The 22,907-nt window shown below is 72.3% G+C and carries 23 protein-coding genes and 1 riboswitch; of the genes, 12 read left to right on the top strand and 11 right to left on the bottom strand.

Going from position 1 to position 22,907, the window contains the following annotated elements:
• Nucleotides 1–80: 80 nt before the first annotated feature.
• A complete protein-coding gene (locus BN3788_RS06135; RefSeq protein WP_066583100.1) occupies nt 81–722 on the top strand; it encodes a TMEM175 family protein in 642 nt (213 codons plus the stop codon).
• Here the strand turns inward: BN3788_RS06135 and BN3788_RS06130 are convergent.
• Nucleotides 681–1,655, bottom strand: a complete 975-nt coding sequence (locus BN3788_RS06130; RefSeq protein WP_066583099.1) for a serine hydrolase domain-containing protein — start codon at nt 1,653–1,655, stop codon at nt 681–683. The two genes, BN3788_RS06135 and BN3788_RS06130, sit on opposite strands and share 42 nt — an antisense overlap.
• 7 nt (nt 1,656–1,662) lie before the next feature.
• Complete coding sequence (locus BN3788_RS06125) at nt 1,663–2,073, bottom strand: DUF2249 domain-containing protein (RefSeq protein WP_066583098.1); 411 nt, start codon at nt 2,071–2,073, stop codon at nt 1,663–1,665.
• Nucleotides 2,074–2,214: 141 nt separating this feature from the next.
• On the opposite strand from BN3788_RS06125, the gene BN3788_RS06120 reads away from it, so the two are divergent.
• A complete protein-coding gene (locus BN3788_RS06120; RefSeq protein ID WP_199824745.1) occupies nt 2,215–2,673 on the top strand; it encodes a VOC family protein in 459 nt (152 codons plus the stop codon).
• On the opposite strand, the gene BN3788_RS06115 is transcribed toward BN3788_RS06120, so the two are convergent.
• Entirely contained in the window at nt 2,670–4,154 is a 1,485-nt protein-coding gene (locus BN3788_RS06115; protein WP_066583097.1) for an XRE family transcriptional regulator, read from the bottom strand. The genes BN3788_RS06120 and BN3788_RS06115 overlap by 4 nt on opposite strands.
• Nucleotides 4,155–4,293: 139 nt before the next feature.
• Between BN3788_RS06115 and aceA the strand changes: the two genes are divergently transcribed.
• The 4 genes from aceA to map all read left to right on the top strand — a co-directional run bounded on the left by aceA (nt 4,294) and on the right by map (nt 9,339).
• Nucleotides 4,294–5,637 (top strand): isocitrate lyase, encoded by a 1,344-nt coding sequence (aceA, locus tag BN3788_RS06110; RefSeq protein WP_066583096.1) that lies wholly within the window; start codon nt 4,294–4,296, stop codon nt 5,635–5,637.
• Nucleotides 5,638–5,693: 56 nt separating this feature from the next.
• Nucleotides 5,694–7,331 carry a malate synthase A gene (aceB, locus tag BN3788_RS06105; RefSeq protein ID WP_066583095.1) on the top strand — a complete coding sequence of 546 codons (1,638 nt, stop codon included), beginning with the start codon at nt 5,694–5,696 and terminating at the stop codon, nt 7,329–7,331.
• A gap of 66 nt (nt 7,332–7,397) precedes the next feature.
• Nucleotides 7,398–8,180, top strand: a complete 783-nt coding sequence (locus BN3788_RS06100; RefSeq protein ID WP_066583092.1) for an SDR family oxidoreductase — start codon at nt 7,398–7,400, stop codon at nt 8,178–8,180.
• 376 nt (nt 8,181–8,556) lie between these two features.
• Nucleotides 8,557–9,339, top strand: coding sequence for a type I methionyl aminopeptidase (gene map, locus BN3788_RS06095; RefSeq protein ID WP_066583091.1), 783 nt, complete (start codon nt 8,557–8,559; stop codon nt 9,337–9,339).
• Here the strand turns inward: map and BN3788_RS06090 are convergent.
• The 5 genes from BN3788_RS06090 to BN3788_RS06075 form a co-directional block, all read right to left on the bottom strand.
• Nucleotides 9,327–9,518, bottom strand: a complete 192-nt coding sequence (locus BN3788_RS06090; RefSeq protein ID WP_066583090.1) for a hypothetical protein — start codon at nt 9,516–9,518, stop codon at nt 9,327–9,329. The two genes, map and BN3788_RS06090, sit on opposite strands and share 13 nt — an antisense overlap.
• A gap of 125 nt (nt 9,519–9,643) precedes the next feature.
• Nucleotides 9,644–10,240: a Rossmann-fold NAD(P)-binding domain-containing protein gene (locus tag BN3788_RS06085; RefSeq protein WP_315969742.1), complete on the bottom strand. Its 597-nt coding sequence runs from the start codon at nt 10,238–10,240 to the stop codon at nt 9,644–9,646.
• Nucleotides 10,237–10,524, bottom strand: coding sequence for an NmrA family NAD(P)-binding protein (locus BN3788_RS20060; RefSeq protein ID WP_315969741.1), 288 nt, complete (start codon nt 10,522–10,524; stop codon nt 10,237–10,239). The genes BN3788_RS06085 and BN3788_RS20060 overlap by 4 nt, the downstream gene beginning before the upstream one ends.
• A 52-nt stretch (nt 10,525–10,576) precedes the next feature.
• Nucleotides 10,577–10,957, bottom strand: coding sequence for a DoxX family protein (locus tag BN3788_RS06080; RefSeq protein ID WP_234346512.1), 381 nt, complete (start codon nt 10,955–10,957; stop codon nt 10,577–10,579).
• Between the two features lie 77 nt (nt 10,958–11,034).
• On the bottom strand, nt 11,035–11,742 hold the full coding sequence (locus tag BN3788_RS06075) for a TetR/AcrR family transcriptional regulator (RefSeq protein ID WP_066583087.1): 708 nt from the start codon (nt 11,740–11,742) through the stop codon (nt 11,035–11,037).
• Between the two features lie 100 nt (nt 11,743–11,842).
• Between BN3788_RS06075 and BN3788_RS06070 the strand changes: the two genes are divergently transcribed.
• Entirely contained in the window at nt 11,843–12,373 is a 531-nt protein-coding gene (locus BN3788_RS06070; protein ID WP_234346511.1) for a low molecular weight protein-tyrosine-phosphatase, read from the top strand.
• Nucleotides 12,374–12,436: 63 nt separating this feature from the next.
• On the top strand, nt 12,437–13,597 hold the full coding sequence (locus BN3788_RS06065; protein ID WP_066583086.1) for an aminotransferase class I/II-fold pyridoxal phosphate-dependent enzyme: 1,161 nt from the start codon (nt 12,437–12,439) through the stop codon (nt 13,595–13,597).
• Between the two features lie 588 nt (nt 13,598–14,185).
• Here the strand turns inward: BN3788_RS06065 and BN3788_RS06060 are convergent.
• Nucleotides 14,186–14,797 (bottom strand): DUF6318 family protein, encoded by a 612-nt coding sequence (locus BN3788_RS06060; RefSeq protein WP_261797909.1) that lies wholly within the window; start codon nt 14,795–14,797, stop codon nt 14,186–14,188.
• Nucleotides 14,798–14,920: 123 nt separating this feature from the next.
• Nucleotides 14,921–15,478: an MOSC domain-containing protein gene (locus tag BN3788_RS06055; protein WP_066583081.1), complete on the bottom strand. Its 558-nt coding sequence runs from the start codon at nt 15,476–15,478 to the stop codon at nt 14,921–14,923.
• A gap of 70 nt (nt 15,479–15,548) precedes the next feature.
• Between BN3788_RS06055 and BN3788_RS06050 the strand changes: the two genes are divergently transcribed.
• Complete coding sequence (locus BN3788_RS06050) at nt 15,549–16,751, top strand: lactate/malate family dehydrogenase (RefSeq protein WP_082812643.1); 1,203 nt, start codon at nt 15,549–15,551, stop codon at nt 16,749–16,751.
• Entirely contained in the window at nt 16,748–17,203 is a 456-nt protein-coding gene (locus BN3788_RS06045) for an ACT domain-containing protein (protein ID WP_066583079.1), read from the top strand. The genes BN3788_RS06050 and BN3788_RS06045 overlap by 4 nt, the downstream gene beginning before the upstream one ends.
• Nucleotides 17,204–17,230: 27 nt before the next feature.
• On the opposite strand, the gene BN3788_RS06040 is transcribed toward BN3788_RS06045, so the two are convergent.
• Complete coding sequence (locus tag BN3788_RS06040; RefSeq protein ID WP_066583076.1) at nt 17,231–18,202, bottom strand: hypothetical protein; 972 nt, start codon at nt 18,200–18,202, stop codon at nt 17,231–17,233.
• Between the two features lie 150 nt (nt 18,203–18,352).
• Nucleotides 18,353–18,450: riboswitch (glycine riboswitch) on the top strand.
• A gap of 152 nt (nt 18,451–18,602) precedes the next feature.
• Between BN3788_RS06040 and gcvP the strand changes: the two genes are divergently transcribed.
• Complete coding sequence (gene gcvP, locus BN3788_RS06035) at nt 18,603–21,710, top strand: aminomethyl-transferring glycine dehydrogenase (protein WP_082812642.1); 3,108 nt, start codon at nt 18,603–18,605, stop codon at nt 21,708–21,710.
• Nucleotides 21,710–22,852, top strand: a complete 1,143-nt coding sequence (gene gcvT, locus BN3788_RS06030; RefSeq protein WP_066583068.1) for a glycine cleavage system aminomethyltransferase GcvT — start codon at nt 21,710–21,712, stop codon at nt 22,850–22,852. The genes gcvP and gcvT overlap by 1 nt, the downstream gene beginning before the upstream one ends.
• Nucleotides 22,853–22,907 lie beyond the last annotated feature (55 nt).

Genomic DNA, 22,907 nt, shown 5'->3' with positions numbered 1-22,907 from the left:
GTCCGCTCAACCGAGCTCGGTGGAGCCCTCGCCGGACGGCCAACCCGTTTCTAGGCTGGGACCGATGCAGGGGGGCGTCGATGGCGGTGATCCGCACGGAACGAGGCCTGGACCGGCTCGTCAACTTTTCCGACGCAGCCGTCGCGATCGCGATCACGCTGCTCGTGCTGCCGCTCGTCGACCTGCTCACGGACGGCTCGGAGCACTCGGTCTCCTCGCTCCTGAATGACGGCGGCCAGACCTTCTTGGCGTTCGCCATCAGCTACGTCGTCATCGCGAACTTCTGGGAGGGGCACCACCGGGTCTTCGAGCACCTGAGCGACTACTCGCGGGCGATGCTGTGGGCCAACTTCCTGTGGCTCGCGAGCATCGTGCTCATCCCGTTCACCACGCAGCTCCTGGCCGAGCAGGGCACGAATGACCCCGCGGTCAACGCCCTGTACATCTCCACCATGATCGTCACCACCGGCAGCCTGCTGCTCATCGAGTGGCTGGCCGTGCGTGACCCCCAGCTCCAGCGCGCCGAGGTCCGCGGCACGCTCGAGGTCCGTGGAGCCGCCCTGGCGCTCGTGCTGTTGCTGATCGCGCTCGTGCTCGTGGTCGTCGCGCCCGCCGTGGGCCTGTTCTGGCTGTTCCTGCTCTTCCTCTCCGACCCGCTCGAGCGGCTCGCACGGCGCCGGTCAGGGCGCCGCGAGACGACGCATGGCCGCCCCGACGGCTGACTCTGCCTGCGGGACGCCCGGGTCGGCGTTCATCATCACCAGGACCGTCTTCCCGGTGCGCGGATCGATACGCGCCTGGCACTGGAAGCCGACGCCCCACCCCTGGGTCATCACCCACAGAGTGGAGAGGTCGCCGACCAGGAACACCCCAAGTCCGACGCCGGGCTCGTCCGAGGCGAGCATCTGGGCCGCGAACTCGGGCTCCAGCAGGGTGGAGGGGCCTGACCCCGACCAGGCGCGTCCCAGGTCGCCGAGCAGATGCGCGAGGTCGGACGGCGTCGCCCACAAGCCGGAGGCGGCCAGGCCGCCGTAGTGCATGCGCTTGCCCGCGACACGCGACCCGTCGGCATGATGGCCCGACACGGGCTCCTGGAAAGGGCCAGGCGCATCGCCAGCCCAGAACGCAGTGCTCCGCAGGCCGAGCGGCCGGATGACCAGATCGTCCATCGCCCGCGCGAACGCGGCGCCTGTGACCGACTCGATCACCGCCTCCAGGAGGCAGTAGCCGGCATCGGAGTACTCGAAGGCCTGACCCGGGGCGCGAGAGACCCGGATCGGCCCGTCATGGTCGGGGCTCGCGCCCGCCAAGATGTCGGCCAGCGGCGTCGCCGGCTGTGGTCGGGGCGTGAAGGAGCCCGGCGGGTCCACCACTCCGCCACGGTGCGCGAGCAGCTGACGGATCGTCGGGCAGGGGAAACCGTCGTTCTCGACGGGGGCGAACGCGTCGATCTCGGCGTCGAGGTCGAGCATCCCCGCCTGGGCGAGCCGGAGCACCCCGACCGCTGTGACGGTCTTGGCCATGGAGCAGGCGTGGAAGACCGACTGCTCGGTGACGGCCGACCCGGTCACGGTGTCGGCTCGGCCGCTGACCGTCAGCTCGGCGGCGCCGCGCTCGACGACGACCGTGGCCAGACCTGGCGCGTCACATGTCACAGAGCGCCTACCGCCGGGTGACGCGCACCCGCCAGGAGCCGGGGGTGTCGTCGAGGTACTCCACGTCGAGCGCCCCCCGCGCCTCGGTGTCGAGCTGGTGCAGCAGGTTGATGGGCTCGCCGGACGTCACGATGACGAGGCTCCCGTCGGCGGGCACGGAGCCGAACACCGCGAGTGCCGTGGAGGCGCGGATGCCGAGCGGGATGTTGCGGACGTCGAGCACCATCTCGCCGGAGGCGGCGTCGGGCTGGCCGTGCTCATGGGCGGCTGCCTCGGGCTGGGCGGACTGGCCCTGCTGGCCGCAGCCGCAGCCCTTGCCGCCACGGCCTCGGCCCCCTCCGCCCCCGCCTCCGCAGCCCGAACGGGCGGGAGCGTCGCCGGGTCGGCCCAGCGGGACGATCGGGAGTGGCGTCGACATGGGGGGCATGCTCTCCTCCGAGGCTTGACCGGGGCCCATCGGTGGGCGTCTTCCAGCATCGCCGCGCCATCCCGCCGAGATGTGGGACCAAGGGCCACTCCGTGCAGGACGAATGCCGCAAAACGGGGCACACTCTGTGTCATGAGCGAAGAAGCGAAGGCGACGGAGAGCCCTGTCGACGACGACGACTTCCGTCCCGCCCCTGGTGTGTGGCCCACCCTGAGCTATCGCGACGCCGAGGCCGCGATCTCGTACCTCGTGGACGTGGTGGGGTTCGTGGTCAGCGTGGTGGAGCGCGGCGACAAGGATCGGCCCGTGCAGCACGCCGAGCTGCTGTGGCCGTATGGCGGCGGCATCATGCTCGGCACCGATCAGGCGGATGGCCGGTGGTCGGGTGACGTGGGCGGGCCTGGCACCTCCACCGCCTACCTGGCGGCGCCGGTGGCCACGGTGGCCGATGTCGCCGGACGGGTGGCGGGCGCCGGCTGGACGATCAGCCAGCCGCCCGCGGACACCGGGTACGGAGCCGTGGGGTTCACGTTCCTCGACCCTGAGGGCAACGCGTGGAACCTGGGCACCTACGTCGGGGCGGGCTTCTAGGCGGTGCCGGCGGCGGCGGGGGGGGCTGGCGCGTGCCGGTCGAGGAACGAGTAGACCTCGGTCGAGTCCACTCCGGGGAACGCCCCGGACGGGAGCGCGGCGAGCATGCTCGCGTGCGGGCGCGCGCTCGGCCAGGACTTGTCGGCCCAGCGCAGCGTCAGCGCCTCGGGCGGCTGCCGGCAGCATGCCGGGTCGGGGCATCGCGACACCGCGCGCTCGGACGTCTCCCGTCCCCGGAACCAGCGCACATGCTGGAACGGCACCCCGACGGACACCGAGTACTCGCCCTCGGGTGAGCCGTGCACGCGTGAGGTGCACCAGTACGTGCCCGACGATGTGTCCGTGTACTGGTAATACGGGCTGAACCGGTCGGGGATCGTGAACACCGTCCAGGCGGTCCACTGCTTGCAGACGGGCTGCCCCTCGATGGCGCCGAGCGGGTCGGAGGGGAACCGCACCCCGTCGTTCTCGTACGCCTTGTGCAGCGTGCCGCCCTCGTGGACCTTCATGAAGTGCACCGGCACGTCGAGGTGGCGGGTCGCGAGGTTCGTGAACCGGTGCGCGGCCGTCTCGTAGGTGACGGCGAACGCGTCCCGCAGGTCCTCGATGGAGACCCGCCGCTCCGCCTTGGCCTCGCGCAGCAGTGCCACGGCGCCCTCCTCGGGGAGCATCAGCGCGGCGGCCAGGTAGTTCGCCTCGACCCGCTGGCGCAGGAAATCGCCGTAGTCGCGCGGCTCGGTGTGCCCCAGCACGTGGCTGGCCAGGGCCTGCAGCAGCGTGGACCGGGGGTCGCTGGTGGCGGTAAGGCCGTGCGGCAGGTAGATGCGGCCGTGCGCCAGGTCAGTCACGGACCGGGTGGAGTGCGGCAGGTCGTGGACGTAGTGCAGCGTGAAGCCCAGGTGCGCGGCGATGTCCGCGGTGGCGCGCTGTGACAGCGGGCCGCCCTGATGGTCGATGGCGCGCAGCAGCACTCGCGCGTGCTCCTCGAGGTCGGGGAAGTAGTTGTCCTGGGCGCGCATGGTGTCGCGCAGCTCGGCGTTGGCGCGGCGGGCCTCCTCGGGGGTGGCGGCCTTCTCGGTGAGGAGGCGCTGCACCTCGGCCTGCAGGCGGACGAGCGCCTCGAGGGCGTCGCTCGGCAGCGACCGGCCGACCTTGACCGTCGGCACGTGCAGCGACGCGAACAGCGGGCCGCGTTGGGCGCGCTCGAGCTCGACCTCGAGGGCGGCGCGGCGGGTGGGCGGCTCGTCGCGCAGCAGCTCGGCGAGCGGGACGCCCAGCGCGGTGGCGACCTGCTGGAGCAGGGACAGCTTCGGCTCGCGGTGGCCGTTCTCCAGCATGGACACCTGGGACGCGGCGCGGCCGATGGCGGCGCCGAGCTCGTCGAGGGTGAGCCCTCGGGCGGTGCGCAGATGGCGGATGCGACGGCCCAGGACGAGCGTGTCGAGCCCGTCATCGGCGGCCTGCGGAGGCGTCGTCGTCATCGCCCCACCGTCCCAGCACGCCATTGCTTCTGTCGAGCAGAAGTATCCCGATTCTTCTGCTTCGTCCGGCGGTGAAGAGGGGTTGTCCTTCCCGGAAAGTGGAGTCATCGGCACCCGACAGATCCACCGGAGGAGCATCGTGAGCACCGAGACGACGACGACACGGACCACTGCCACGGCCGCGCTTGCGCCGGGCGACCAGACCCAGACGGCCGCCGAGCTGGAGCAGGAGTGGGCCACCGACCCGCGCTGGGCCGGCATCTGCCGCGACCACACCGCGCAGGACGTCATCACGCTGCGCGGGTCGGTCCGCGAGGAGCACACGCTCGCCCGCAGGGGGGCCGAGCGTCTGTGGGAGCTGCTGCACAGCCGCGAGTGGGTCCCCGCGCTGGGCGCCCTCACCGGCAACCAGGCCGTCCAGCAGGTCAAGGCCGGCCTCGAGGCGATCTACCTGTCCGGCTGGCAGGTGGCCGCCGACGCCAACCTCTCCGGCCAGACGTACCCGGACCAGAGCCTCTACCCGGCGAACTCCGTGCCCGCCGTGGTGCGCCGCATCAACAACGCGCTGCTGCGCGCCGACCAGGTCGAGTCCTCCGAGAACGGTGGCCAGCGCACCCGGGAGTGGCTCGCGCCGATCGTCGCAGACGCCGAGGCCGGGTTCGGCGGCCCGCTCAATGCCTACGAGCTGATGGCCTCGATGATCGCCTCGGGCGCCGCGGGAGTGCACTGGGAGGACCAGCTTGCCGCCGAGAAGAAGTGCGGCCACCTGGGCGGCAAGGTGCTGGTGCCCACCAGCCAGCACGTGCGCACCCTGTCCGCCGCGCGCCTCGCCGCGGACGTCGCGGGCATCCCGACGATCATCATCGCCCGCACCGACGCGCTCGCGGCCGATCTGCTCACCTCCGACGCCGATCCGCGCGACGCCGAGTTCCTCACCGGGGAGCGCACCGTCGAGGGCTACCACCGGGTGCGGCCCGGCCTGGACGCCGTCGTCGCGCGCGCCGAGGCGTACGCCGACTACGCGGACCTCATCTGGGTCGAGACGTCCACCCCGGACCTCGGCCTCGCCGCCGAGTTCGCCGAGCGGATCCACGCCACGCACCCCGGCAAGCTGCTGGCCTACAACTGCTCGCCGTCCTTCAACTGGCGCGCGGCCCTGGACGACGCGCAGATCGCGCGATTCCAGAGGGAGCTCGCGGGCCTGGGCTACGCGTTCCAGTTCATCACCCTGGCCGGCTTCCACGCGCTCAACCACTCGATGTTCACGCTGGCCCGCGGCTACGCCGAGCACGGCATGACCGCCTACGTCGAGCTGCAGGAGGCCGAGTTCGCCTCCGAGGCCGCCGGGTACACCGCCACCCGCCACCAGCGCGAGGTCGGCACCGGCTACTTCGACAAGGTCGCCACGGCGCTCAACCCGAACAGCGCGACGCTCGCGCTGGCCGGGTCCACCGAGGCCGCGCAGTTCCACGCGACGCACTGACCAGCAACAACGTCCCACGCACGACGCCCGAGCACGACCCCCGAGAGGAGCACGTCATGACCATCCTGGCCCCGGCCGCGAACCCGACGCTCGAGATCACCGGACCCGCAGTGGTGGGCGGCGAGCAGGTCCTCACGCCCGAGGCCCTCGACTTCGTCGCCGCGCTGCACACCCGGTTCGCCGGGCCCCGCCACGACCTGCTGCTGGCCCGCCAGCGCCGGCGCGAGCGGTTCGCCAACGGCCTGGACCCCGACTTCCGGCCCGAGACCGCGCACATCCGCGATGACCCGACGTGGCGCGTCGCCGGCCCCGGCCCGGGCCTGGAGGACCGCCGCGTGGAGATCACCGGCCCCACCGACCGCAAGATGACCGTCAACGCGCTGAACTCCGGCGCGAAGGTGTGGCTCGCCGACCTGGAGGACGCCACGTCGCCCACCTGGGAGAACATCGTGGGCGGCCAGCTCAGCCTGGCGAACGCGATCCGCGGCCGCGCGGACTTCACCGCTGAGGACGGCCGCGAGTACACGGTGGGGGAGACGACGCCGACCATCGTCATGCGGCCGCGTGGCTGGCACCTCGCCGAGCGGCACGTGCAGCTCACCGACGGATCCGGGCAGCGCTCATCGGCGTCGGCGAGCCTGGTCGACGCCGGGCTGTACCTGTTCCACAACGCGCAGGCGCTCATCGACGCCGGGCGCGGGCCGTACCTGTACCTGCCGAAGATCGAGGGCTACCTCGAGGCGCGCCTGTGGAACGAAGTGTTCCTGTTCACCGAGGACCGGCTCGACATCCCGCGCGGCACGATCCGCGCGACGGTGCTCATCGAGACCATCACGGCGGCCTTCGAGATGGAGGAGATCCTCTACGAGTTGCGCGAGCACTGCGCGGGGCTCAACGCCGGCCGGTGGGACTACATCTTCAGCATCATCAAGAACTTCCGGTCCCGGGGTAGCCGGTTCGTGCTGCCCGATCGCGCGAAGGTCACCATGACCGTCCCGTTCATGCGCGCCTACACCGAGCTGCTCGTCGCGACGTGCCACCGGCGCGGGGCGCATGCCATCGGCGGCATGTCGGCGTTCATCCCCAACCGCCGCGACCCGGAGGTCACCGAGCGCGCGCTGGAGCAGGTCCGCGCCGACAAGGAGCGTGAGGCCGGGCAGGGGTACGACGGCACGTGGGTGGCCCACCCCGACTTGGTGCCCGTCGCCCGCGCGGTCTTCGACGAGGCCCTCGGCTCGCGTCCGGACCAGCGCCACCGGCTCCGCGAGGATGTCCGCGTCACCGCCGCCGAGCTGCTCGACATCACGTCGGCCGGGGGCGGCGAGCCGGGGGCCGTGACCGACGCCGGGCTGCGGGGGAACGTCTCCGTCGGGCTGCGGTACCTCGAGGCGTGGCTGCGCGGATCGGGGGCCGTGGCCATCGACAACCTCATGGAGGACGCCGCCACCGCCGAGATCTCCCGCTCGCAGATCTGGCAGTGGGCGCACCAGGGGACTGTCACCGCCGAGGGGGCCGTCGTCACGCGCGGCCACGTCACCGAGGTGCTGCGCGATGTGCTCGCGGAGCTCGCGCGCTTCGAGGGCGACAGGTATGACGACGCGGCGGACCTGTTCCAGCAGGTCGCGCTCGCAGACGAGTACCCGACGTTCCTCACCGTCCCGGCGTACACGCAGTTCCTCGTCGCGCGTCCCTGACCCGCGCGCCCGGCGGGCGGCGCCGTCCCGATTGTCGGGTCGGCGCCGCCCGGCCAGGATGGGCTCATGGCCGACTCACACCCCGTCCTGGTCACCGGCGGCACCGGAACGCTCGGGCGCGCCGTCGTCCACACGCTGCTCGACGCCGGCCTGCCGGTGCGGGTGCTCAGCCGTCGGCCGCCGTCCCCGCATGTCCCGGCGGAGGTCGAGTGGGCCCTCGGCGACCTGCTCACCGGCGAGGGCCTGGACGACGCGTTCGCTGGCGTCTCGGCGGTGGTGCACTGCGCGACCGACCCGCGCCAGGGCCGCGACGTCGAGGCGGCCGCCCGGCTGCTGATGGCGGCCCGCACGGCGCAGGTCCCGCATCTGGTCTACATCTCCATTGTCGGCGTCGACCAGGTGCCCTTCCCGTACTACAAGACGAAACTGCAGGTCGAGGACCTCATCGAGCACGGCGGCGTGCCCTGGACCATCCTGCGCGCGACGCAGTTCCACGACCTGGTGGACATGATGCTCGGGGCGCTGACCCTCGGCCCGGTGACAGTGGTCCCGGCCCGCACCAGCGACCAGCCGATTGACGTGCGCGAGGTCGCCGCGCGCCTGGTGGAGCTCGTGCGCGCCGGGCCGTCGGGGCGGGTCCCCGACCTGGGCGGGCCCGAAGTGCTCGACATCGCCGACATCGCGCGGCAGCGGAACGACGCGCTGGGCCGGCGCGGCGCGGTGTGGGCGGTGCCGTTCCCGGGCGAGACGGCCTCCGCGTTCCGCTCGGGGGGCCACCTGACGTCGGACCATGCGGAGGGTCGGATCACGTACGCGCAGCACCTCGCGCGCCGTGGCCGCAGGCAGTGACCGAGGCTGCCGGCGTGGGCCGATAAACCCCTGGACTGCCCCCAGGTGACAGTCGTAGCGTCGTCTCACACACGGGAGAGGAGGTGGTCCTGAAGTGAATTCTCTTCGGACGCGTGAGGTGACTGTCCGCTAGTCGCCCGATCAGTCGGACGGATTGCTGATCCGCCCGCTGGCCTGCCGGTCCACCCGGCTGGGCGGCGAGCGAATCTCCGGCAGTCACCGCAGCCCGTGGGAGCCGCGACCTCGTCCTTCGCGGCAGGGCCCCTGTCAGGGGTCCAGCCCACGGGCTGTTCCCTGCCCGGAGGCCGCCCGTCCTCGGCGCGGTTCACAGGCGGGAAGGTCCCCCGCACACGGCGCGGGGCGGGAAGATGGACGCATGCCTCAGCTCAAGACCCCCGCCGAGATCACCGCGATGCGCCCCGCCGGCAAGTTCGTGGCCCGCGTGCTCACCTCGCTGCGCGACGCCGCGAAGGTCGGGGTGAGCCTGCGTGATCTGGACGCCCACGCCCACCGGCTCATCGACGAGGCGGGCGCGCACTCCGTGTACCTCGGCTACCACCCGTCGTTCGGCGCCATCCCGTACCCGGGGGTGCTGTGCACGTCGGTCAACGACGCCGCCCTGCACGGGCTGCCGTCCGACTATGTGCTCGTCGACGGGGACGTGCTGAGCATCGACTTCGCCGCCCAGGTCGAGGGGTGGGTCGCGGACTCCGCGAACACGTTCCAGGTCGGCACGCCCAGCCCGGCCGCGACCCAGCTCATCGAGACCACCGAGCGGGCGCTGGCCGCCGGGATCGCGGCGGCACGGCCGGGCAATCGGATGGGTGACATCTCGGCGGCCATCGGCGCCGTGGGCCGGGCCGCGGGGTACGGCATCAACGCCGACTTCGGCGGGCACGGGGTTGGCCGCACGATGCACGAGGACCCGCATGTGCCGAACCTGGGCCGCGCGGGCACCGGGATGCGGCTCAAGCCGGGCCTGGTCATCGCCATCGGGCCGTGGTTCATGGCGGGCGGCGACGAGTACCTCATCGACTCCGACGGCTGGACGATCCGCACCGCCGACGGCTCCCTCGCCGCGCACGCCGAGCACACCATCGCCATCACCAAGGACGGCCCCGTGGTGCTGACCGCCCGCGACGGCGCTCAGGGCAGGTAGAAGCCCGGAGCCCGCCCGAAGGTGTCGGTGCTCGACCCGTACACGTGGTGCTCCAGCACCGACCCGTCGGTGTCCTGCACCTCGTGGGACCCGCCCAGGTCGATGGCGATGGCACGCCCCGCGGCCTTCGCGGCGACGAAGCTGCTGTAGGTGATGCCCTGCTGCAGCCCGTCGACCATGTTCCGCCAGGCCGGTGCGTCATAGACAGTGCGTACGTGGATCACTCGTGCCCCCCGAGCCGTCGGGAACTGCTTCGTCCCCGTTCGCCCATCCTTGCCCGGACGTCGCAGGCCCGCCACCGGGGTCACGGCAGGCCGCGAAGCCTCTCCCACGCGGCCGGGTTCGCGGCCAGCCACTCGGCGAAGGTCTGCGCGGGGTGGCCGGTGAGCCGATGGACCGCGGAGGACACCACCTCGAGGTCCCCGTTCGCAATCGCGGTGTACGACGTCACCCACCCGTCCACCTCGAACTGCGGCGCGCCGAACGACTCGCGCGAGGCATAGGCCTCCTCGATGGTCTCGGGGACGTAGACGATCGACCGCCCGGCGGCGCGGGACATCTGGGCGGCGGCCTCGGCCAATGAGATCGCCTCGGGCCCGGTGAGGTCGTAGACCTGATCGGCGTCGATGTCCGGGCGGGTGTCGAGCAGCACGGCGGCCGCGGCGTCGGCGACGTCGTCATGCGCCACGCAGCCGACTCGGCCCTCGCCCGCCGGGCCGCGGAGGACGCCGTCGTCCCCGACGAGCCGGGGGAGCATCACGTCGTAGAGGTTGTCCCGCAGGAACGTGCTGCGCAGCCCTGTCGCACGGATGTGCTCCTCAGTGGCCCAGTGGTCCCGCGCGAACGTGAACGTCGCGTCGGGCGCGGCGCCCACGAACGAGACGTACACGATGCGGCTCACCCGGCCGCGACGGCGCTGTCCACAGCCGCGAGGTGCTGGGCGACGCGGTTCGGCGCCTCCCGGCCGGACACCAGGAACAAGGTGTCCACGCCGGTCAGCGCCGCGCGCATACCCGCGTCGTCGTCGTAGCCCTGGATCGCCGCCACCTGGGCGCCGGGCAGGGCGGGGGCGTGCGCGGCGTCGCGGACCAGGAGTCGCTGCTCCGCGCCCGCCGCCGCGAGCCGTTCCGCGACCCGGCCGCCGAGCAGCCCCGTCGCGCCGGTGATGCCGAAGAGAGTCGCCATCTGCCGAACGTACGCGCCGGGGTGGGCCGCGGCGACCAGGCGCGGGCGGCGGTCAGAACGCGTGCGGCCCGAATCGGCCCCAGGCGACGACGAGGGACAGGATCAGCAGCACCGCGTTGATGCCGATCGAGCTGAACTCCTTGCGGCGCCCGTGCCACACCGCGGCGAGTGCCATCGTCACCGCGAGCCCGACGGCGGCGACGGGCGTGAGGATCGGGGCGGTGCCGGTGACGGCGGGCAGGATGAGGCCGATGCCGCCGAGCAGCTCGGCCACGCCGATGAAGCGGACGACGCCGAGCGGGAAGCTCTCGACCCAGGGGAGGGACGCGGCCAGCTTCTCCTTCGGCTGGCTGGCCTTCATCAGGCCGGCCATGACGAACATGGCGGCGAGGAGGCCCTGGACGATCCACAGGAAGACATTCACGGTTGACATCCCTCTCAGTGCGGCCGGTCCGCAGGCTGCGGATCGCAACGACCGGGGCGGATCACCGCGCCCGGAGGCCCAACCGTCTAAGTGGAGGGTGTATTCCGGTTATTGCAGGGGCCGCCGATCCGGGCCCACTCCGCGGGGACCCGGGGGAGGGGCTCACGGCCCTCGAGCGGGCGGATCGCGTCCAGGAACAAGGCGCCCAGCCGGCGTGAGCCCTCCGGGGCGGCCGTCCGGGCGAGATGCACCAAGCCCGCGTTCGCCACCGCCAACAGGAACAGGTCCGAGTGGTCGAGATCAGGCCGCACCACACCCGCGGCCTTCGCCCGGTCGACCAGCACCACCGTGGCGTCGATCGCCCGGCGGTGCTCAGCCGCGAACAACGTCGAACCAGCCACCGGCCCGATGAGCGCGTCCGCGAGGGCAGGATCACCGGCCTGCATCTCCATGACCTGCCTCACATGCGCGCTGAGCCCACCCCACGGATCGACGAGCGCACGCTCCGCAGCAGCCTCCGCCCGATCGGCGAACTCGCGCATCTTCGCCGCGAGCACCGCCTCGATGAGCTCGTCGCGGCTGGGGAAACGGCGATACAACGTCGCGACGCCGACACCCGCGCGGCGCGCGACCTCCTCCATCGGCACATCCGACCCCTGCTCGGCGAAGCTCGACGCCGCAGCGCACACGATGGCCTGCCGGTTGCGCTCCGCGTCAGCACGCAACCCCGGACGCGGCGCCCCGCAGCCGCCGCCAGCGTCGGCCTCTTCCGCCGAGCCGCTGCCAGTTGCCATGACGTCCACCCTACGACCGGACGCCGAGGCCACCGTTCCGGCTCCCGCGCCCACCAGCGAACCTCAGGCACAGCGGTCATCCGTCGGCGATGATGGATCGGTGAGCACCCCGTACCGGATCATGACGGTCTGCACCGGCAACATCTGCCGGTCCCCGATGGCGGAGGTCGTGCTGCGTCAGCGCTTCGAGGATGCCGGGCTCGGGGACAGGGTGGTCATCGACTCCACGGGCATCAGCGACGAGGAGCACGGCAACCCCATCGACCGCCGCGCCGCCACCGTGCTCGCCGCCCACGGGTACGAGGTCCCTAACCGGCGAGCTCGGCAGGTGACCGCCGCCGACCTGCGCGAACGCGACCTCGTGCTCGCGATGACCTCGGTGCACGAGCGGTCGCTGCGGCGGCTCGCCGGGGCCAGCGACGTTGCCCGCCGTATCCACCGCTACCGCGAGTTCGACCCGACCGTGTCACCCCAGGCGCCAGACCGCGAGCTCGACGTGGCCGATCCCTGGTACGGGGACATGCGCGGATTCGAGGAGTGCCTCGCGATGATCGAGCTCGCCGCCGACACGATCGTCGCCCACGTGCGCGACCAGGTGGCCGACCGAGCCGTCAGCGGCCGACCCGACTGACCGCGCCTGATCGCCCCGACCCAAGTGCTGGGTCGGAGCCGCGCTGAGCGGCAGGATGGCGTCATGAAGGTCTCGCGCCGGTCCCAGGTCCCCGCGTTCGCCGTGATGGAGATCATCGCCGCAGCTAACGCGCGGCGAGCCGCCGGGCGGCCTGTCCTCAACCTGTGTGCCGGTGAGCCGTCCACCGGGGCGTCTGACGTCGTGCGGGAGCGCGCCGCCCGGATGCTCGAGGCCGGAGACCTCGGCTACACCGAGTCGCTCGGGGCGCCAGCCCTGCGCGCCGAGATCGCCACGCATTACGGCCGTTGGTATGGGCTCGACCTCCACCCCGGGCAGGTGGCCGTCACCACCGGATCCTCCGGCGGATTCATGGTCGCGTTCCTCGCCGCGTTCGACGTCGGCGACCGGGTGGCCCTGGCCAGGCCCGGGTACCCCGCGTACAAGAACATCCTCACGTCGCTGGGCTGCGACGTCGTCGAACTGCCCTGCGGGCCCGAGACCCGCTACCAGCCGACCGTCGCCCAACTCGAGGCCCTGGACGAGCCCATCGCCGGCCTCGTCGTCGCGAGCCCCGCCAATCCCACCGGCACCATGATCGAGGCCGACGCGCTCGCGGACCTCGCAGGCTGGTGCGCCGACCACGGGGTGCGCCTGATCAGCGACGAGATTTACCACGGCATCACCTACGCGGACGCGCAGGTCGCCACCGCGGCCCAGTACCGCGACCAAGGCGCCGTGGTGGTGAACTCCTTCTCCAAGTACTGGGCGATGACCGGTTGGCGCCTCGGGTGGCTCGTGCTGCCCGACGACCTGCTCGCCCCCGCCGACGCCCTCGCCTCCAACGTCTCGCTCTGCCCTCCGGCGCTCGCCCAGCACGCCGGCATCGCCGCGTTCAGCCCCGAGGGCTACGCCGCCGCCGCGTCGAACGTCGAGCGCTACGCCGCCGCCCGATCGCTCCTGCTCTCCCGGCTGCCCGAGCTCGGCTGGACCCGCGTCGCGCCCGCCGACGGTGCCTTCTACCTCTACGCCGACATCTCCGACTCGGGGCTCGACTCCACCACCTGGTGCGCTCGCCTGCTCGACGAGGCCGACGTGGCCCTCACCCCCGGAGTCGATTTCGACGCCGTCGACGGCCACGACTGGGTGCGACTGTCCTTCGCGTCCTCCCTGGAGGTCGTCGACGAGGCGGTCAACCGGATCATCGCCTGGCAGGCACGGCTCTAGGGCTCTCGAACCCCGAGAGTGCCGTCCTCAGCAGCCGGGTGCTGTGGGGTTGTCGTGGCAGGTGTCGGCGACGAGGTGGGAGCGGGATTCGTGGATGGTGACGGGTGGGTGGCTGGTGGTGGTGGTGGCGGTGCCGGTGATGGGGTGCCAGGTGGTGGTTCCGGCGATTTGGTACTGACCTGACCAGGTGGTGGTGAGGGTGATGGTGAAGGTGCCGAGTTGGGGTCGGCGGTGGGGCGTGTGTGGCGCCACAGGTGCAGCAGCGGTGGGTATCCGCCGCAGTCGGGTAGGGGGACTGTGCCGTCTGCTGGGGGGCAGGGTGTGCCCTCGGCGGGGTAGGCCTGCCCGGCGGCGGACTCGCACTGCTCCATGCGCTTGTACTCCACCAGCTTCGCAGCCGGATCGCCGGCCGCGCTCGCGGCGGCCAGAGCCTCGAGCGCCTTGTTCAGTTGCGTACCCGTCAAGTGAAGCGCGCTGTCCTTCGCTTCAGATCCGATCTCGACACCGGCGCCCTCGCCCCCCGTGGACGCGGCGAAAGAGGTCACCAGGATGATCAGCGCCTTGGACGTCAACCTCAGAAACCGCCGCTTACTCACTGATCTCATGGGGCTCCACCCCCCGGATTCGCCACGCGCCTTCTTCGTGCAGCACCACGAAAGCGATCTCGTACTGCTTGTCGGTCGATTCGCTCTGCGAAGGGGAGCTCGCGTCGCTAACCCGGACGCCTGACCCCTGTCTGACTTCGAGCTCGACGCTGTACCAGTATCCGGGAGTGATATCCACGCCCGTCGATGAGATCACTGTGGCAAATGCGCCCTCCACGCGATGCCCTGACGATTGCATCTGCGTTACTCCGTCGATGACGCTCGTGCAGAACAGGCACTCGGGGTGGCTGAGCGCAGTCCACTCGGCGAGGTCGCCGGTGCTGTAGACGTACGGGTAGAGCGAAATGAAGTACGTCGCGACGGCAATCGCGCCGTCGATGCTGACATCGTCCATCGCGGCAGGGCGTTCGGGCTTGGGTGACCGGGTGGGACTCGGTGTGGGCGTCGGGCTCGGGGTGGCGACGACGTCGGTCGCCGTGGGGCCGGGCGACGGGTCACCGCCGCCGCTTCCAGTGCAGGCGGTCAGGGCGAGTGATGCCGTCAGTACCAGTGCGATCCCCGCCGCCCACGAGCCCCGAGGTCGGCGCCGATGCATGGCGCGGGCGGCGTGGAGTGGGCGCAGCGGCGGGAGCATGCGGATGAACCTAGCGAGAACAGCACATCTCGGTCACTGTGCGGTCTCTCGCTGTGGACAGGGGGCGCCGAACGAGGCTTTAGGTCACACCGGGGCGAGTGCCTCGTGGGCGCCGAGGGGCAGTTCCACGCCGATCACGTCGTCGGGGCGCACGATGCCGCTGACCAGCACGATGCTCATCACGCCGGCCTTGCGGACGATCGTGCCGTCGGCGGCCCGCCCGACCAGCAGGCGCATCAGGCCGCTCTGGAAGCCGTCGATCTGCTTGCACGGATTGCGCAGGCCGGTGAGCTCGACGACGGCACGCTCTCCGAGGTGCAGCCGGGCGCCGCGCGGCAGCGACAGCAGGTCCACGCCGCGGGTGGTGACGTTCTCGCCAAGCTCGCCGGGGTGGACGGTGAATCCCGCGGGTGCCAGCTCGTCGAACAGCTCGGCGTGGATCAGGTGGACCTGGCGGAGGTTCGGCGGCGGCACATCCGCCCGGCGAGAGAGGTGTTGGACGTCCTTGCCGGCATGTGCGTCACCCTCGATGCCGACGCCTGCGGCGAGCCGGACCTCGGGCTGGTTGACCTTGCTGAACGCGTGCAGTGGGCTGCGGCTCACTGCGAGGACGGACCCGGGGCTGTCGAGGTGAGTGCTCACGGGGGGACGCTATCGGGCATCGGCACTCGTCCGAAACGCCGGGTTCACGTGGGACCCCTAGTCTCCGAAGATGGACGTGGCGGTGCTGGGGGCAGCCGGAGATGTCGGGCGACAGGTGTGCACGCAGCTCATCGAGCGGCGGGTGCTCCCCACGTCGTCACGCCTCCAACTTGTCGGCCGGGCTGACGGGGAGTCCGCGCGGGCGACCCATGGCCTGCGCGCGGACCTGATCGACGCGTACGACGAGCACGCCCCGCTGCTCGACGTCGCGTTGAGCCCCGACGATGTCGTCGCGGATGTCATCGTCGTCGCGGCTGGCCGGACCACCCCCGCGCGGCCGGGGGCCGCGACGCCGCGCACCCAGCTCGCGGCGGACAACCTGCCGGTCTTCGAGTCGTACGCCCGGGCGATCGCGGAGCGCGGATCGGGGCATGAGGTCGTGATCGTGGTGTCCAACCCGGTGGAGTTGGGGGTGGCGGTCATGGCGCGGGCGCTTGGCCGGCATCGGGTGATCGGCATGGGCGCCTGGCTCGACACGCTGCGGTTCCGCCGGGAGCTCGCGGTGTCGTTGGGCCTCCGGCGTCATCGCATCGGCGGATTCGTGGCCGGGCAGCACGGCGAGGACCTGGTGCCGCTGTGGTCGACCGTGCGGATCAGCGGGCTCGACGCCGATGAGCGCCGCAACGCACTAGCGGGTCTGCGGCGCGGCAGGACGCTCGACACGTTCTCCGACGAGATCGTCCGCGCGCAGGAGCTGCTCACCCAGGTGGCGGCCGACGACACCGGCGCGGCGTTCGACCTCATCGGCTCCTGGCCCCCGGACCTGCGCGTGGTGGCCCGGCCGTGGATGACGCACACCAGTGGCGCCAAGACGGCGAATGGCACCGCGAACGCGACGGTCAGCCTCGTCGACACCCTGCTCGACGGCCGCGACACGGTCGTCGCCGCGCAGGTCGCGCTCGACGGCGAGGTGACGGTCACCGGCGCGCCCCTCGACGGTGTGCTCGGGGTCCCCGTCGTGCTCGGACCCGAGGGATGGACCCGTGTGCTGCTGGACGAGCTCGCGCCCGACGAGGAACGACGGCTGCTGGCCTGCCGCGACCGCATCGACACGACACTCGCCCACGTCGGGTTCGGCCGCGCCGGTGGAGACATGGCATCAGCGGACGGCCCGACGCCCGACGTGGCGCCCACCCGCAGCGTGGCCGCCGACGGGCCACCTCCCGAGGGCGCTGCGGTCACCGGCTCCGCACTCGCCGGCGGCGCCGCATGACCGCCGACCCGCGCTGGGTCGCGCTGGTGCGCGGCGCCGATCGCCCCGGCACCCTCACCGCGCTGACCAGCGTGTTCTCCACGCGAGGCGTCAGCTTCGACTCCCTGGCGACCGGCGCCGTGGACGGCGGATCAGGCAGCATCGCCGTGACGTTCCACGCGTCGCTGCGCCGCCAGCAGCACCTCGTGCGGACCGTCGAGCGGCTGTCCGCTGTGCAGTCGGTGGTCGTCCGCCCCGCATCCGACCCTCGCGTGCGCGCCGCCGGGGTGGTGCAGATGCCGCCCGGCGTCCCGTTCGCGCCACCGCCGACCGTCGCCGTGCGCTGGTCCGGCGACTCGGCCGCCGGGCAGCCGGTGCTCGTCGAGGGATCACTCGCCGACATCGGCGCCGTCGTGCTGCGGGCCCGGGAGCAAGGCGCGCTGGCCACGGCGACGGTGGTGTTGAGCGCCTGAACGCGCGTATCGGGCAGCCGTCGCGGTCTAGACCGGGGCGAGCGTCTCGCGGGCGCCGTCGGGCCGGGTTCGACGAAACGCGACGTGCCATGCCCGTCCTGCGGCCGGTGTGGCGAGCACTGCGAGTGGACCGATCACGAGCGTCCCGGCGCGGAGCAGCGACTCCGACACGGGAAGCCACAGCATGTGCCCGGGGATCAGCGCCCCGCTCGTCAGAGTGATGTCGAGGACCAGGAGCAGTGCCGCCACAGCAGCCCAACGACGCAGCCGCACGAGGGGCAGTGTCGCGGCGATCTGCCCCGTCGCGAGGATGAGGAGCGCGGCGCTCCCGTGCTCGGCGAGGGCCTCACTCCAGGACAGTGACCCTGGGTACAGCGACCACGTCCAGAGGAGGGCGCCCCCGAGGGCGATCACCGCGACGGCGCCCGAGCGCAGCAGCGCTGTGCGGCTGGGGACGCGGGCGACCACCTCGGCAGCGGGGCCACGTGCGGCGATGGCCGCGGGCAACGTCATCGCCACGCCGATCAGGAGCGAGCTTGCCCACCACAGCAGGGGTCCGGTGGACGGATCGTTCGCGCCGGGAAGCGCCACTGCGCTGAGGAGGGGCCAGCCGGCCCAGAGTGGCAACACGTTGAGCAGCATCGGGACGGTGAGCCCCCAGAGCCGGTGGCCCGCGGTGACGAGTGCGACGCCGAGCAGGGCGACCGCGGCCATCACCAGCGCGTCGGAGAGCCCACTGACTGTCGATCCCCACACGCCGGGTGGGGTCGGGGTGAATGACGCGTCGAGCACGGGGAGTCCGAGTTCGGCAGCCCGCGCCCGCATCGTGGAGAACATCTCGAGGCTCGTGCGGTAGTCCTGCCACAGGTGCGCATGCCACTGGGCTGCGGACAGCCCGGCTCCCGTTGCGGCGAGCAGACCCGTCACGGTCAGAGGCGCCGCGCTGGTGGCGCGGCGGACGAGCTCGGCAGCGGGAGTCTGCGGCGCGGCGTCTGACATGCCGGGGGATCGGTGGCGTGGGACGTGGACTTGAGTGTCCGTGGACCTGAAGCACCCGAATGGCTCCGCGTCGCGGATCGGTGAGATGCCTGCGTGACGGCGGCCACATGCCCTTAGGCTGACGGGAGCACGACAACTGAACACGCTGCTCGAACCGTGGCGGGAGAGTCCTCCCGCGTCAGCGTCGAGGCGCCGAAGGAGCAAACCCTCCCCGGGAAACTCTCAGGCCCCTGTACCGCCGCGGCGAGGCAACTCTGGAAAGCAGCCGCCCGCGAGGGCGGCTCACCGACGGTGCAAGTCGGCGCGCCCCGGGGTCCGACCATCTTCGGGTGGCGTGACCCGCTGGCGGACCGGCAAAACTCTCAGGTCGGCGACCCCATCTTCGGGTGGTGCGCGTCGGATGACAGAGCGGGGAGGCCAACCGCCCGTCCCGGCATCGCCGGGCGCCCCCGGAGGAGCCACCGTGACCGATCTCCACGACGCAGTGACAGCGCATGCCGAGCAGGCCAGCGCCCAGACTGCGCAGACATCCCTGACCCGCGACGACCTCGCGCACCGCACTGACGCCGCCCGCGACTTCGCGGACCGGCATGTCGGGCCTCGCGCGTCGGCGCTGGCGACGATGCTCGCCACCCTCGGCTACGACTCCCTCGACGCGCTGATCGACGCGGCGGTGCCGCAGTCGATCCGCACGGACCGCCCGCTGGCCCTCCCGGCCGCCCGCAGCGAGGAGGAGGTCCTGGCCGACCTGCGCGCCATCGCGGCGAAGAACACCGTGCTCACGCAGATGATCGGGCAGGGCTACTCGGACACGGTCACCCCGGCGGTGATCCGCCGCAACGTGCTCGAGTCGCCGGCCTGGTACACCGCGTACACGCCGTATCAGCCGGAGATCTCGCAGGGCCGGCTCGAGGCGCTGCTGAACTTCCAGACTGTGATCGCCGACCTCACGGCGCTGCCCACGGCCAACGCGTCGCTGCTGGACGAGGCGACGGCGGTGGCGGAGGCGGTGGCGTTGATGCGCCGGGCGGTGCGCGGCAAGGACGACGGGGTGGTGGTGCTCGACGCCGAGTGCTTCCCGCAGTCGATCGCGGTGACCCGGGGTCGCGCGGAGGCGATGGGCCTGCCGATCGTGGTGGCGGACCTGGGCGAGGGGCTGCCGGACCTGGGCGGCGCGGACCTGGTGGGCGTGGTGCTGCAGGCGCCGGGGGCGTCGGGCGTGGTGCGTGACCTGGCTCCGCTGATCGCCGCGGCGAAGGACGCGGGCGCCCTGGTGACGGTCGCCGCGGACCTGCTGTCGTTGACGCTGCTGACGCCGCCCGGGGAGCTCCGGGCGGACATCGCCGTCGGCTCGTCGCAGCGGTTCGGGGTGCCGTTGTTCTACGGCGGCCCGCACGCCGCGTACATGGCAGTGCGCCCGGGCCTGGAGCGGATGCTGCCGGGCCGCCTGGTGGGGGTGTCGGTGGACGCCGATGGCGCCCCGGCGTACCGGCTCGCGCTGCAGACCCGTGAGCAGCACATCCGCCGCGAGAAGGCGACGAGCAACATCTGCACGGCGCAGGCGCTACTGGCGATCGTCGCGTCGATGTACGCGGTCTACCACGGGCCCGATGGGCTGCGGGAGATCGCGGAGCGGGTGCACTCCCGGGCGGTGGGGCTTGCCGACGGGTTGCGCGCGATGGGCGTCGGCGTGGAGCACGACGCGTTCTTCGACACGGTGCGGGCCGTTGTCCCGGGCGCGGCTCACGCGGTTGTCGCGGCGGCCGCGGAGCGGGGCGTCAACCTCTGGGCGCCTGACGCGGACCACGTGCAGGCCGCCTGTGACGAGACCACGACGCCCGAGGACCTCGAGCGGGTGCTCTCGGCATTCGTGGCGGCGCTGGACCTCCCGTCCGCGGCCCACGACGGCCGGGCCCCGGACGCCAGCGCGTCGGCGCTCCCCATCGCACTGCTCCCCGCCGCCCTGCTCCGCACCAGCGACTACCTGACGCACCCGGTGTTTCACGTGAATCGTTCGGAGACGGCGATGCTGCGCTACCTGCGCCGGCTCTCCGACAAGGACCTCGCGCTGGACCGCACGATGATCCCGCTGGGCTCCTGCACCATGAAGCTCAACGCGACGGTCGAGATGGAACCGATCTCCTGGCCGGAGTTCGCCGGGCTGCACCCGTTCGTGCCACGCGAGCAGGCCGCCGGGTACACCGAGCTGATCGACACGCTGCAGGCCTGGCTCGGAGAGGTGACCGGCTACGCGGGCGTCTCGGTGCAGCCGAACGCCGGGTCGCAGGGCGAGCTCGCGGGGCTGCTGGCCATCCGCGACTTCCACGCGAGCCGCCGCGCCGAGGGCGACCCGGTGCGCGACGTCTGCCTCATCCCGGCCTCGGCGCACGGCACGAACGCGGCGTCGGCGGCACTCGCGGGCATGCGCGTGGTGGTCGTGGCGACGGCCGAGGACGGGTCGGTGAACCTCGACGACCTGCGCGCCAAGCTCGAGACGCACGGCCCGCAGGTCGCGGCGATCATGATCACGTACCCCTCGACGCATGGCGTCTACGAGGAGCAGGTGCGCACGGTGTGCGACCTGGTGCATGCGGCCGGCGGGCAGGTGTACATCGACGGCGCGAACCTCAACGCGCTGGTCGGCCTGGCGCGGCCCGGCGAGTTCGGCGGCGACGTCTCACACCTCAACCTGCACAAGACGTTCTGCATCCCGCATGGCGGTGGCGGCCCGGGCGTCGGCCCGATCGGCGTGGGGGAGCACCTGCTGCCATTCCTGCCGGGCGACCCCACCGACCCGCGGCTCACCGGCCCCAGCGGAACGACGGACGGCGAGCACGTGACGGCGCCGGTGTCGGCGGCGCCGTTCGGCTCGGCGGGCATCCTGCCGATCTCCTGGGCGTATGTGGCGCTGATGGGCGGCGAGGGCCTGCGCCGGGCCACCGAGACGGCGGTGCTGAGCGCGAACTACCTGGCCGCGCGCCTGAACGAGCACTTCCCGGTGTTGTACACGGGCCCGGCAGGGCTCGTCGCGCATGAGTGCATCCTCGACTTGCGCGAGCTCACCAAGCAGACGGGCGTCACCGCGGAGGACGTCGCGAAGCGGCTCCAGGACTACGGGTTCCACGCCCCGACGCTGTCCTTCCCGGTGGCGGGCACCCTCATGGTGGAGCCCACCGAGAGCGAGGACCTCGGCGAGCTGGACCGGTTCGTCGACGCGATGGTGGCGATCCGCCGGGAGATCGACGAGGTCGCCGCGGGGACGTGGCCGCTGGCCGAGTCGCCGCTGCGCAACGCCCCGCACACCGCGGCATCGGTCACCGCCGACACATGGGACGCGCCTTACGGCCGTGAGCGGGCCGCGTACCCGCTGCCGAGCCTGCGGGCCGACAAGTACTGGCCGCCGGTGCGGCGCATCGACAACGCTCATGGCGACCGCCACCTCGTCTGCTCCTGCCCCCCGCCGGAGGCCTTCGACGAGTCGTTCACCCCCACGGAAGGCGCCCTCTGATGGCCGACGACATCCTGTCCCCGCTGCACGCCGAGCACGTCGCGCTCGGCGCCGCCCTCACCTCCTTCGCGGGCTGGCAGATGCCGCTGCGGTACACCTCGGACCTCGCCGAGCACCAGGCGGTGCGATCGGCGGCGGGGCTGTTCGACCTGTCCCACATGGGCGAGCTCGAGATCACCGGCCCGCAGGCTGCGACGGCCCTCGACCACGCGCTGGTCGGCGACCTGACCGCGCTGGCAGTGGGGCGCGCCCGGTACACGATGCTCACCGCCGAGGACGGCAGCGTGCTCGACGACCTGGTCGTCTACCGGCTCGCGGAGGAGCGGTTCCTTGTGGTCGCCAACGCCTCGAATGTCGAGGTGGTGCGGGACGCGCTGGTCGAGCGGCTCGACGGATTCGACGCGGGACTCGCGGACCTCTCGCTCGCCACCGCCCTGGTCGCCGTGCAGGGCCCTGCGGCGGAGAAGATCGTCAGCTCGCTCACCGCCCCGCAGGACGTGGACGCGGTGATCGGGCTCAAGTACTACGCCTCGGTGGAGGCCACGGTGGCCGGGCTGCCCGCGCTGGTGGCCCGCACCGGCTACACGGGGGAGGACGGCTTCGAGTTGTTCGTGCCGTCGGACGACGCGCCGGCGCTGTGGCGTGCGTTGCTCGACGCCGGCGCCCCGCACGGGCTGGTCCCGGCCGGGCTCTCGGCGCGGGACAGCCTGCGCCTGGAGGCCGGGATGCCGCTGTACGGCAACGAGCTGGACCGGACCACCACCCCGTATGAGGCCGGGCTGGGCCGTGTGGTCCGGCTCGACAAGACCCTGCCCGATGGCGAGCCGCTGCCGTTCGTCGGCCGCGCGGCGCTCGCGGCCCGCAAGGCGTCACCGCCGGCGCGGGTGCTGGTGGGCCTCGCCACCGAGGGGCGCCGCGCCGCGCGCCATGGCTACGACGTGCTCGCCAGCACGGCGCCCGACAGCCCGGTGGTGGGCCACGTGACCTCGGGAGCCCCGTCGCCGACGCTCGGCCACCCGATCGCGATGGCGTACGTGACCCCCGAGCTCAGCGCCGAGGGCACGGAGCTGGCCGTGGATGTGCGCGGGCGCCGTGAGCCCGTGCGCGTCGTGGCGCTTCCCTTCTACCGTCGCGCGCGGTAGACCAGCCTCACCGCCAGCACGCGAGCAGCACCGACCGCCCACCCGAGCCGTCCGG

The sequence above is a fragment of the Cellulomonas timonensis genome (genome assembly GCF_900046455.1).
GTDB classification, from domain to species: domain Bacteria; phylum Actinomycetota; class Actinomycetes; order Actinomycetales; family Cellulomonadaceae; genus Cellulomonas_A; species Cellulomonas_A timonensis.
Note: the sequence above shows the minus strand (reverse complement) of the source record. Positions and strands in the feature narration are given on the sequence as shown.

Bases quoted from the DNA above. Each gene is read 5' to 3' on its own strand.
- BN3788_RS06135 (WP_066583100.1), top strand. From the start codon at position 81: ATGGCGGTGATCCGCACGGAACGAGGCCTGGACCGGCTCGTCAACTTT.
- BN3788_RS06125 (WP_066583098.1), bottom strand. From the start codon at position 2,073: ATGTCGACGCCACTCCCGATCGTCCCGCTGGGCCGACCCGGCGACGCT.
- BN3788_RS06120 (WP_199824745.1), top strand. From the start codon at position 2,215: ATGAGCGAAGAAGCGAAGGCGACGGAGAGCCCTGTCGACGACGACGAC.
- BN3788_RS06115 (WP_066583097.1), bottom strand. From the start codon at position 4,154: ATGACGACGACGCCTCCGCAGGCCGCCGATGACGGGCTCGACACGCTC.
- aceB (WP_066583095.1), top strand. From the start codon at position 5,694: ATGACCATCCTGGCCCCGGCCGCGAACCCGACGCTCGAGATCACCGGA.
- BN3788_RS06100 (WP_066583092.1), top strand. From the start codon at position 7,398: ATGGCCGACTCACACCCCGTCCTGGTCACCGGCGGCACCGGAACGCTC.
- map (WP_066583091.1), top strand. From the start codon at position 8,557: ATGCCTCAGCTCAAGACCCCCGCCGAGATCACCGCGATGCGCCCCGCC.
- BN3788_RS06090 (WP_066583090.1), bottom strand. From the start codon at position 9,518: ATGGTCGACGGGCTGCAGCAGGGCATCACCTACAGCAGCTTCGTCGCC.
- BN3788_RS20060 (WP_315969741.1), bottom strand. From the start codon at position 10,524: ATGGCGACTCTCTTCGGCATCACCGGCGCGACGGGGCTGCTCGGCGGC.
- BN3788_RS06080 (WP_234346512.1), bottom strand. From the start codon at position 10,957: ATGTCAACCGTGAATGTCTTCCTGTGGATCGTCCAGGGCCTCCTCGCC.
- BN3788_RS06075 (WP_066583087.1), bottom strand. From the start codon at position 11,742: ATGGCAACTGGCAGCGGCTCGGCGGAAGAGGCCGACGCTGGCGGCGGC.
- BN3788_RS06065 (WP_066583086.1), top strand. From the start codon at position 12,437: ATGAAGGTCTCGCGCCGGTCCCAGGTCCCCGCGTTCGCCGTGATGGAG.
- BN3788_RS06060 (WP_261797909.1), bottom strand. From the start codon at position 14,797: ATGCATCGGCGCCGACCTCGGGGCTCGTGGGCGGCGGGGATCGCACTG.
- BN3788_RS06050 (WP_082812643.1), top strand. From the start codon at position 15,549: ATGGACGTGGCGGTGCTGGGGGCAGCCGGAGATGTCGGGCGACAGGTG.
- BN3788_RS06045 (WP_066583079.1), top strand. From the start codon at position 16,748: ATGACCGCCGACCCGCGCTGGGTCGCGCTGGTGCGCGGCGCCGATCGC.
- BN3788_RS06040 (WP_066583076.1), bottom strand. From the start codon at position 18,202: ATGTCAGACGCCGCGCCGCAGACTCCCGCTGCCGAGCTCGTCCGCCGC.
- gcvP (WP_082812642.1), top strand. From the start codon at position 18,603: ATGACAGAGCGGGGAGGCCAACCGCCCGTCCCGGCATCGCCGGGCGCC.
- gcvT (WP_066583068.1), top strand. From the start codon at position 21,710: ATGGCCGACGACATCCTGTCCCCGCTGCACGCCGAGCACGTCGCGCTC.